A 12,552-nucleotide genomic window follows, 5' to 3' on the forward strand; every position below is an offset into this window, starting at 1 on the left:
GGCAAGAGTTACAGAACGGTTGCCCAGCGTCTTTCCAATTGCTCCAAGGCACTTTGTAAATGATTCCGTACTATACTTTCGTCTTCTGGAAAAGGTAGAGTTAGTGCCATAAACAGATTAGACTCGCTATCATGCCAAACTTCGCATAAGATTCGTGATCTTCCTTCAACATTGACATTACCCAGATCCACCGTTTGTAGGAGTTGATGCTCACTTCTCAGCTCACCAAGGAAATTAAATACAATTGGCATTCTATCCAAAGCCTGCTGCAAGTATCCTCCAGATAAAGGATAATCGTTCTGTACATCCGGGTTATACATTAAGTTAGCAAAGCTGATATTATGTTCAGCTGCCCATTGAACACTTTGGCGAACCTGCTGTTCTAGAGATACCAGGTTTTGGTCTAAATTTGTTAGTATCGGGATATGATCCACAAATTCACCAATAACATCATAGTAACGCTTCTCTCCAAAGCTTCGGCCATACTGCGTTACCCAAATGGGTACCTGACTAAGCTCGAAATACATTTTACAAAAAGCAGTAAACGTAAAGAATGCGATCTCCCAATGACTAGTGTTGTCCAAGTGAACTGCTCTCTCGGAAGATTTTAAATCCCACATAACGGTTGTATGCCCTTCAAGTACTGCTTTTTGATCGACAAAATTGGTTATACGACCCATTGCACGATCAAACTTATCTAGACTATAGGTAGTTACTAGTTCCAGATCGTCAACACCCTGAGGTCCTTCCATAATATGAGCTGTAAAATCAGAGTAACGATTTTTGCTCCCTTCAGGCGTTTCCTTTCCAGCTCGAACACATTCATAATAAGTGTTGAACTGGTGCTTAATAATCTCACTGCTCATAAAGTCAAAGATCGAGTGCGAAAAAGGTAATATAAGCAGGTAGTCTTTCAGATTCTTTTTCACAATCAATATCCGATATAAAAGTGAATTGCTCAATTCATGCTTTTTGTAAAAATAAGGCCAGATGATATTATTCAGAATCACTTGCTGTGCATCTTCGTCATACATAGAGATATCCACCAGTGGTACAGGAAGATGATCCGGTGCTTCCCTTACTTGCCATTGCAATTCTCCGTTTTCTTCACACAGCGTACTTCTCATCAAATCTTGATCTCGAATAATCTGCAGAATCGCTTCTCCCACATACTCCATGTTCATATGTTTTTCTAGCGGAATAATCGTGCCAGAAATATCACTGTGTTGGAGATGGTAGCGTTGTGTTGGAGAAACTGGCAGTCTCTCGATCACTCCTGGGCTTAGAATAGCTTTGGAGAAAATGTCCAAATCATTGTCAATTCTTTCTGTCCATATGCTCTTAATGTCTTCAAGATTGACCTTTTCTAGTCTCAGGGTTTCTTCTCCATGCCAAGTGATGTAATGAGGCTGGATCGATTCATCGCAATTCATGTCCAACAGTTCCATAATCTCTTTTTCGAAAGAAATGGCTCCCTCTTCTAAATGCAGAACAATATAAGATTTTCCATTGAATTGCTCTTGTTGTATCCAACCCTTAACGTTCAGCTTTTGATGCAGCAACGCTATAATCTGATCAAATTGTTGGGCAAGTGCAGAATGTTTCTCTTCCATTCTTTCCACATGTAGTGCCAACTCTCTGACCGTAGGGTATTGATAGATACTGCTCAACCGTAATTCACTACTCAAAATCCCCTGTAACCGAGATGCAAGCTGAATAGCCGTTAAAGAATGTCCTCCCAGTTCAAAGAAATTGTCGTCGATACCCACATGTTCAACACCGAGTACACTCATCCAGATCTCGACTAATTCCTTTTCCAGCTCGTTGCTGGGCTCTACATATTCTGTTCCGGTACCAAACTCCAGCTCAATTTCTAATAGCATACGACGATTAATCTTACCACTCGACGTGAGCGGCATCTGATCCAAGAATACAAAATAAGCTGGAATCATATACTCTGGAACTGAGACAGATAGATTTTGTCGCAACATTGCCGTTGTCACATGGGGTTCGGCAACAAGATACGCACCCAAACTAGGCGTCCCCGTTCGGTCATCAGCACGGGCAAGCACTGCCGCTGCCCGAACTCCATCATGTGCAAGCAAAGCCGCCTCAATCTCACCCAGTTCGATCCGATACCCGCGGATTTTCACCTGATGATCGATTCTGCCCATATATTCGATATTCCCATCCGGCAACCATCTGGCCAGATCTCCTGTTCGGTACATCCGTCCTCCCGGCTCGTATGGATCTTCTACGAATTTCTCTTCCGTCAATTCCTCCCGGTTGACATATCCTCGCGCTACACAGTCGCCCCCAATATGCAGTTCCCCCGGTATCCCTATCGGTTGCAAACGGTCCTTCTTGTCCAAAACATACAATTTTACGTTATCAATCGGCTTCCCGATCGGAATACTCTCCGGTTCATGCTCGGCAGGACAGTCATAATACGCCACCTCCACGGTCGCTTCCGTTGGGCCATACAGATTATGCAGCGTGGCACCGCCGCCTCCTATCAGGCGGTTAAACCGACGAACATGCTCTGTCATCAGCGCTTCTCCGCTGGCAAATACACGTCTTACACTGTGCATTTTCCCCGCAGCTCCGCTGTGTTCCATGTATTCCAGAAACGCTCCCAGCATCGACGGCACAAAATGCAATGCCGTTACCCGGTTAGCCTCAACCGTTTCAGCTATTGTTGCCGGGTCCTTCTCTCCTCCTGGCTCCAAAAAGCATACCGTTGCCCCTTGGATGGCCCACGAGAATAATTCCCACAACGATACATCAAAGGTATACGGTGTCTTTTGCAGGATCACATCCTCCGCTCCAAACGGAATCCGCTTTTGCATCCAGTGCAGACGATTGATCAGCGAGGCATGCTCAATCATGACTCCTTTGGGCTTACCCGTAGATCCCGAGGTGTAAATCACATACACCAAATCCGTCGAGCGATTGATCGATTCCGGATTCTTTTCTCTTCCTGTTTGCTCCTTTTTCTGTACCAGCATATCTTCGATAGCGATCAGTTCCCGGGTTGTTCCATGACAACGAAGCTGCTCCGCTAACTCTTGCTGGGTCAATAAAATGGATGCTCCACTGTCCTCCAGCATGAACGCCAGTCGTTCTTCAGGGTCCTCTGGATTCAGCGGCAGATAGGCTCCACCTGCTTTCAAGATTCCTAGTAGTCCGATAATCATCTCCAACGACCGGTGAACCGCGATCCCCACCACACGATCAGGTCCTACTCCTTTTTCCCGCAGCACATGAGCCAACCGATTCGCTTGGGCATTCAGCTCCTGATACGTTAGTTGCCGTCCTTTATAAAGGGCTGCCGGATGTTCCGGTGTTCGCTCCACCTGCTCCTCAAACAATTCATGGATTGTCTTCTCTCGCGGATAGATCGCCGTCGTATTGTTAAATTCATTCAAAATCACTTCTTTCTCTGGTAAAGAAGTTACTTCAATTGAGGATATACTCATCTCCGGATTATCCACGATTTGTCGGACCACGCCATTTAAATGATTTTTTATACGTTCCACAAATTCTCTACTTAAGGTATCAGCGTTGTACAGAAATTTAATGTTCAGTTCTTCTTTTAGGGAAACAATAAGATTAAAGTCATAGTTTGTCTGTTCATAAAAGGCCATATCTCGCACGTGAATTTTCAGATTGTGCTTCTGCAGCGCCTCTTCTTCGCCATACTCAGGGTAATTTTCAAACACAATAATATGATCTAACAAGCTTTGCTTCAGTGTAGATATGGATTGAATGTCAGCTAATGATGTGTACTCATACTTAACCGATTCAATGGAGCTTTGTTGAGCTCTCTTGGCCATTTCAATGAAGCTTTCATTCTCCTCGCCATAAATTCGCACGGGAATCGTATTAATGAAAATACCTACCATGCTCTCAATGTCCGGGATTACTGGCGGTCGCCCTGAAACAACTGCTCCAAATACTACATCGTTGGTATTGTTATATCTTTGAAGCAATGCCCCCCACATGGATTGGAACAACGTGTTGACCGTAATCCGATTATGAGATGCAATCTCTGTTAATCGTCGTGTCAGTGTTTGGTCTAACGAAAATTCCAGCTGACTCGTCTGATAACCACTTTCTTTAGCCTGCAATTTGGACGTCTTTGGTATAACTGCACATTGCGTATATCCATCCAAAGCCTGTTTCCAATATTGCATGGACTCCTCTTTGTCCTGCTTTTCCAGCCAACGAATATAAGTTGAATAAGCAGGGGCTGTTTCAGACTTAAGCGGTCTACCATCTTTCAATTCTAGATACATGCTCATAAAATCGTGGTAGACAATTCCTACGCACCATCCATCCATAATCATATGATGGAAGGTCCACATCATAAGGAACTTATCAGGAGTTGTTTTTAATACATTTATACGTATTAGTGCCTCATTGGATAAATCAAATCCACGCAGAAGATCTTGTTTTTTGTAATCCTCTAGATAAGCGGTAATTTCTTGCTCATTCATCCCGGTAAGGTCATAAAACTGAAACTCTGCATGTTGATGTTTACGCACGATTTGCCGAGGTTCATGTATACCGGTAAACACAAAATTCGTACGCAATACTTCATATTTTGCCAACAATTCTTGAAAACTCTGTTCCAGAAGCTCCTGCTGTAGTTCACCTTCCATTTCAATCGCGACTTGTTCCACATAAGCTGTAGTTTCCGGCTCCATCATGTAATGGAACAGCATTCCCTGCTGCATAGGTGTTAACGGGTAAATATGCTCTACCTGTTCAGTCCCACCAAACTGTGTGAGAATCTGGTCTAATTCAGGAATAGAGAGAGTATGGTCTTGGTAATCAGATGGTGTGAGAACCTTCTGTGAAATGCTTGTACAGTGATTAATTAACATTTTTAAATGCTCAATATACATAAGGGATAATTGTTCAATAGCATGGTCTTCATGCTCGCCGCGAATATATCCAAATTCAAGTAACAGTTGGTCTTGGGAAACAATACTGTTGATGTCCAGTGTAAAATGGCTTTCTGCCCCTTCACCAACAGAACGTCCCGGAGATAACGGTGACGATTCAAAGCTTCCCTCTTGCGTACCATCCATAAATTGTCCCAGATAATTAAAACTGATTTGTGGCTGTATGTTAAAATCTAAATCTTGAATATGCTCCACATCGGTCAAATACTTCAGAACTCCGTATCCAATCCCTCGATTAGGGATATGCCGAATCATTTCCTTAGTTCGCCGAATAACAGATGAAATATCTTCACTATCCCTCATATCCAGCACAACAGGAAACATCGAAGTAAACCAGCCTATGGTTCGAGTAACATCAATCTCCTCCATAATCTCTTCCCTGCCATGTCCTTCAAGATTAATAGCGAAGATTTTACTACCCGCCCATTGCTTAATAGCCAATCCAAGTGCTGATAACAATAAGTCATTAATTTCGGTATTATAGGCCTGATGAGCAGTTCCAAGCAGTAGCTGTGTATCTTGCTTGTCCAACCGGACAGCTATACTCGTTCTTTCTTTTTTCACTCCACCCTCTTCAGTAACTGCTCTCTTCTGAGGAAATGGAGACTCACATTGAACACCTTCAATTTGCTGCCAATATGCCTTCTCCTTTAGTAAAGCCCGACTATTCGAATACTCTGCAAGCCGGTCAGACCAATACTGAAAAGAGTCCGTTTTATCCGGCAAAGTGATAGTCTCACCTTGTAATGCCTGGGTATATGCGCTCTCCAAATCCTCTAATAAGATTCGCCAGGAGACTCCATCAATAACTAAATGGTGAATAGCAATCAGCAAATGCTGACCTTGATCTGTTTGGAACAAGCCAACCCGGATAATCTCGCCTGCTCTTAAGTCCATGGTAGCCTGTAGCCGACTAGCCTCTTCCTCAATCTTGCTTTCAGCATCGTTATTTCCTTGTAGATTATAAATATTTAAATGAAGAGGCTTTAACTGCGTTTCCTTATGGTATTGGCAAACAGAACTCTGACCGATCTCATACACCATTCGTAGGGCGTCATGGTGAATAATAATATTCTCCAAAGCAGTTTTTAGGGCTTCTTCATCAAACACACCACTAGTAAACAACATAACCGCTTGATTAAAATGGTTCCGATCATCCTGTACATTTTCGAAGAACCATTTTTGGATTGGAGTTAGCTGTACCTCACCTGTTACCGCCTTCTGGTCAATGATTCTGGAACGACGTTGGACATATGGTGCTACTTGCTGAACAGTAGGGTGCTGAAATATGTCCTTCATATCCAGCTTTAATCCCTCTTGACTCAACCTTGCGATCACTTGAATGGCCTTAATAGAGTCTCCTCCAAGGTCAAAAAAACTGTGACTAATTCCAATTCCCTCTTGTCCCAGTACGCCTTCCCAAATTTTGATCAACTTCTCTTCCGTAGGGCTTGTCGGTGGTTCATACAGCGTGCTTAAGTCTAAGTTGATATGAGGCTCTGGCAATTTCTTCTGATCCACCTTGCCATTAGCGTTCAGCGGCAAACTGTCTAGCAGTATTAAGCTGGATGGCAACATGTAATCTGGTAAATACTTCGCCAAGTAACGGCGAATAGCTGAAGTATTTAATCCCCCGTCTGTCACCATATATGCAGAAATACGATTTTGGCCGGATTGATCCGGTTTAGCTACAACTATTGCCTCTTTAATGCGTTCATGGGATAGTAGTTGATTTTCAATTTCTCCAAGCTCTATACGGAACCCCCTAATTTTCACCAGATGATCTTGGCGGCCTACAAATTCAATATTTCCATCTGGAAGCCATTTTGCAATGTCACCTGTTTTGTACATTTTCTCGCCTGGATTAAATGGATTGTCTATAAACTTTTCTTTTGTAAAATCAGGTAGGTTCAAATAGCCCTGGGAAAGTGCATCGCCTGCTATACAAAGCTCTCCCGGAATACCAATAGGCTGCAATTTAAGATTTTTATCCAGAATATACACAGTAGTACCTGTAATCGGGGCTCCAATCGGAATTGTACCTTTCCGTTCATGAATCTGATCTACACCATAACAGGTAGCAAAGACCGTGCTTTCGGTAGGACCGTACATATGCAGCATTTTATGGGGTCCGATATGTTCAAACAACTTACTCACATGCGGAAGTGAAACCCGCTCTCCACCAAAAAGTACTTTGCGAATTGTAGTAAAACATTCAATATTGGTTTCTATCAACGTGTTAAACAAGGCGGTAGTAATAAAAAATACCGAGACATTTTCATTTCGAATTAAGAAAGACAGTTTTTCTGGATTCAGCATATTCTCTTTACGTAAGAGAACCAGCTTAGAACCATTGACCAGAGCGCCGAATATATCGAAGACTGACCCATCAAAGGCATAGTTAGATAACTGCAAGAGAATATCCTGTTCTGTAAGATCGATATAATTGGAGTTTTTAATCAATCTTCCCACGTTATAATGCATGGTCAGATTCCCTTTTGGTTTACCTGTTGAGCCAGAGGTATATAGCACATATGCCAAATCATCCGGTTCATTCACATAAGGTAAGTTACTAGAATCTGAATCCTTAACGATCATATCGAGCTGATCCAAATCAAGGATTTCCCCTGCAAATCCATCTGCTCCTGCCTCTTTTATGAAAGTTGATTCAGTCAGAACATGATGGGAAGCCAATAATAGTGTTATCTTGCAATCGTATAGCATCAGACTAATTCGCTCCGCAGGATAATCTGGTGCCAGAGGAACATATGCACCCCCAGCCTTTAAAATCCCTAGGATTCCGACTATCATTTCAAAAGATCGCTCTACCATAATGCCAACAAGCGTATTGGCCTGTACTCCTTTTTCTCTAAGCACTCTGGCAAGCTGATTCGCTTTATCGTTTAACTCGCTGTAAGTCCATTGTTGTTCCTCGAACGATACTGCGACACGCTCCGGCGTCTTCGCTACCTGCTCTTCAAAGAGCTGATGCAGCAATTTTCGGTTCTCTTTCTCGTTAGAAGCGGGTACCGTATTAAATTTCGTTAACAGGATCTCTTCTTCGGATGCAGTTACCATGTTTACGTCGCTAATCCGGAGATCCGCAGAGTCCACAATAGTCTGCAAAATCTGCAAATAATGCTTCGACATTCTCTCAATACTTTCTTTGTGAAACAGCTTGTTACAATAATCAATTCGAAAAGAGAGTCCCTCTTGATCCGCTTCTGCTGTTAACGTTAAATCAACTTTGGCAATGCCAGCTTCAACAGAATACGGTGATATGGATATCCCGTCAGCTTGCAGGCTTACCGAATCGGTATTTTCTAGAGAGAACATCGTATCAAACAGAGGATTTCGGCTTAAATCCCTGTGAAGTTCGAGCTTATCTACAAGATCTTCTATTGGATAATCCTGATGTTCGAAAGCTTCCAGGCTGCTTCTTTGCACCTCCAGTAAAAATTGCTTGAGCGTTTTGTCAGCAGCTGGACGGTTGCGCAGCACTAGTGTGTTAACGAACATCCCCATAATATTTTCTAAATCTGTATGATTACGACCTGCTATTGGAGACCCTACCACGATATCTTCCTGGCCTGAATACTTATGCAGCAATACGTTATAAGCCGATAACAGTACCATAAATAAAGTGGTCCGATTTGCTGCAACAAATTGCTGTAGACTTTCACGAAGTGTCTTGTCAGCTTGAAAAGAATACCGGTCACCTTCAAAGCTTTGTACTTGAGGCCTCGTGAAATCAGTTGGTAGATTAAGGACAGGAAGCTCATCCGAAAACAAGTCTAACCAGTACTGTTCCTGCTTCATCAAGTGTCCTTCTTTGATCCACTCACTGTTCCAAACGGCGTAGTCTTTATATTGAATACGCAATGGTGGCAGCGAGTTCCCGTGATACAATGTCGTGAAATCATTAGCCAAAACGCTCATGGAAACGCCATCTGCAACAATATGGTGCATATCTACCATCAAAATATGCCTATTGTCCGAAATACGCACCAGCTTCGCCCGCAATAATGGAGCCTGACCTAAGTTAAACGGTCTTACGAACGATTTGAATATCGCTTGAATCTGTTTGTCCTGTGCTTCTATTTCGATATCATCAGCCTGTTGGAAACTTAGTTGAAATGGAACCTCACTATGAATTTTTTGTACTGGCTCCTCTGTGCCCCACTCAAATGATGTCCGCAATGCCTCATGCCTATCTATTAGATCCCTGAACACTCGCTCCAGCCGCTGGATGTCCAGTTCTCCCTCCATCAGTAAGGCAAAGGGCATATTGTATGCTGTTTCTGCTCCTTCAAACTGATGTAAAATCATTTGTCTCTTTTGAACGGATGTCACTGGATAAGAATCGCGTAGCTCGGCAGGAGCAATATCCATCATCGTCCCAGCTGCAACCTCTGGTCCGCAGATCAAAACACTCATTTCTTCGATGGTCGGATGTGCAAAAATATCACGGAGTGGAATTTCAACTTGCAGCAACTTATTGATTCGAGACATAAGTCGAGTCGCCGTTAGTGAATGTCCACCCAGTTCAAAAAAGTTGTCATGTATACCGATGGACGATATGTCCAGCAACTTCTCCCAAATCTCGGCTAGTTTTCTTTCCGTTTCGTTTCTTGGTGCAACATAGCTGGTGGCTCGCATCCCATGATCTGGTTCGGGTAACGCTTTACGGTTAACCTTGCCACTGGACAGGTGCGGCATAACATCTAGCCGAACGAAATGACTTGGCACCATGTAATCCGGTATGAGTGCCTTCAAGTGCGCCCTTAAAATAGATGTGTTCAAACCTTCTCCGCTTTCGAAATATGCGCATAAATATTTACCACCATCTCGATCATCAAGGGCAAGTACTGTAGCCGCCTTGACACCTTCGTACGCGAGTAAGGCCGCTTCAATCTCACCCAGTTCGATCCGGTAGCCCCGAATTTTCACCTGATGGTCGATCCGACCCATATATTCAATGTTTCCATCCGGCAGCCATCTCGCCAAGTCTCCCGTCCGGTACATCCGTCCCCCTGCTGCATAGGGGTCCGCTACGAATTTCTCCTCCGTCAGTTCTTTCCGATTCACATATCCTCGGGCTACGCAGTGCCCTCCAATGTGCAGCTCGCCCGGTACACCTATCGGCTGCAATCGGTCTTTACGGTCCAAAATATACAATTTCACATTATCAATCGGCTTCCCGATCGGAATGCTCTCTGGTTCCTGCTCGGCAGGACAGTCGTAATACGCCACCTCTACCGTTGCCTCTGTCGGTCCATACAGGTTGTGCAACGTGGCTCCTTCGGCTCCCAGCAAACGGTTAAACCGGCGGACATGTTCTGTCATCAGCGCTTCCCCGCTGGCAAATACTCGCCGGACACTGCGCATTTTCCTAGCGGCTCCGCTGTGCTCGATGTACTCCAGGAATGCTCCCAGCATGGATGGTACAAAATGGATCGCTGTTACCCCGTTGGCCTCCACCGTTTCGGCTATCGTTGCCGGGTCTTTCTCGCCTCCCGGCTCCAAAAAGCATACTGTCGATCCCTGAATCGCCCATGAAAACAGCTCCCACAACGATACGTCAAAGGTGTATGGCGTTTTTTGCAGGATCACATCCTCTGCTCCAAACGGAATTCGTTTTTCCATCCAGTGCAGACGGTTGATCAGTGAAGCGTGCTCAATCATAACCCCCTTCGGCTTGCCGGTGGAGCCTGACGTATAAATCACGTACACCAAATCGGTTGAGCAGTTAACGGGTTCCGGGTTCTTCTCGCACTCTTCTCCTGTAAGCTCCATCCCCTCCATCAGCAGATCTTCGATAGCGATTAGCTCGCGATCGACTCCGTGTGGACGAAGGCGGTCCAACTGATCCCGCTGGGTCAGCAGGATAGATGCCTCGCTATCCTCCAGCATGAATCCCAGCCGTTCTTCCGGGTCCTCTGGATGTAGCGGCAGATACGCCCCGCCTGCCTTCAAAATCCCCAGCAGGCCGACGATCATCTCCAGCGATCGATGAACTGCGATGCCCACCATTTGGTCGGGCCCGATCCCTTTCTTCCGCAGGACGTGAGCCACCCGATTCGCTTGGGCATTCAGCTCCCGGTACGTCAATTGCCGATCTTTGTATAGGGCTGCCGGATGTTCCGGTGTTCGCTCCACCTGCTCCTCAAACAATTGATGAATCGTCTTCTCCCTTGGATAAGGCGCAGCCGTCCCGTTGAATTTATTCAAAATCAATTCTTTTTCTTCTGGCAGAATAATATCTATTTCGTTCAAAACTACATCAGCAGATGAAACCACAGTGCGGGCGATTTCTTCAACATGTCGACCTAATCGATCTATATATGCTGGTTCGTATAATAGACCGTTATAGCTGAATTTCATCCGCAGTTTCTCACCGGGGACAACGTTAAGGTTGAAGGAATAATTAGTTTGTTCAAAGCCAGCCATCTCCGAAACCGCTAAACTGTTTTCGTCCGCGTGATCGGGGGCTTCCTCCATACCCGGAAAGTTTTCAAAAGCCAAAATATGGTGTATCAGATTACTCTTCAACAAACTCCCCGCCTGAATATCAGCAAGAGGCACATAATGGTGCTCTCCCGCCTCCATAACCGAATGTTGTACATGCTGGACGAATTCCGAAAAAGCAAGATGATCCTCTTCACTTGATATACGCACTGGAATAGTATTGATAAATAGGCCCACCATATTTTCTGCTCCCGGAATATCTGACGGACGACCGGAAACGACAGAGCCAAATACCACGTCGCGGATGTTGTTGTATTTCATCAATAGCAGACCCCAGATGGAGTGAAACAATGTACTCAAAGTAACCTTGAGTTCTTTGGCCAGTGATTCCAACTGACCTGTTAATTGCGAATCAAAGCTAAAGATTTGCTGCTGTGGATCGTAATCAACGTGGCTCCCTTTACCACTCGTAGGCAAGATGCTTTGCTGTTCAAAACCATCCAAATATCGCTCCCAAAACATAAGCGCTGTATCTGTATCCTGCTTGTCCAGCCATTTGAGGTATTTTTCATAAGAAGGAGCTTCACCTAGCTGAACTGGCTCATTTTTTTTCAATGATGTGTAGATCTGGAACCATTCTTTCAGAACGATTTCTAAGCACCATCCATCCATAATGATGTGATGGAAGCTAACGATCAGCTTGTATACATCAGACGCACACTGCAATATGGAGACCCGGAATAACTCATCCCGGGTGATATCAAATCCGTTGGCCTTATCACGTTGAACAAACTGTTCTATATAGGCCACCTGGTCAGATTGCGTTAGTGAAGAAATGTCTTCAAAGTGAATGGATGGATGCTTCTGCCGGAATACGATCAATTTAGGCTCTTCAATATTGACGTGAAAAACATTGCTGCGCAATATCTCATGGCGCTCAAATAGAACAGAAAGACTTCGGTCCAGAAGCTCTACCTCGAGTAAGCCGTTCAGGGTAAGACTCACTTGTTCAAAATAGGCGTACGAAGTTTGATCTAGCAGGCTATGGAACAAGATTCCTTGTTGCATCGGAGTTAATCGGAATATACTTTGAATTTGCAGATCTTTACTCATA

1 protein-coding gene is annotated in these 12,552 nt (G+C 44.3%); it reads right to left on the reverse strand.

Going from position 1 to position 12,552, the window contains the following annotated elements; translation table 11 throughout:
• Positions 1-8 precede the first annotated feature (8 nt).
• A complete protein-coding gene (locus ACXHJ2_RS18500; protein WP_165080189.1) occupies positions 9-12,551 on the reverse strand; it encodes a non-ribosomal peptide synthetase in 12,543 nt (4,180 codons plus the stop codon).
• Position 12,552: the final 1 nt, after the last annotated feature.

The organism is Paenibacillus sp. ALE3, from assembly GCF_054113405.1.

Coding starts and splice junctions, on each gene's coding strand:
- ACXHJ2_RS18500 (WP_165080189.1), bottom strand. CDS start 12,551: ATGAGTAAAGATCTGCAAATTCAAAGTATATTCCGATTAACTCCGATG.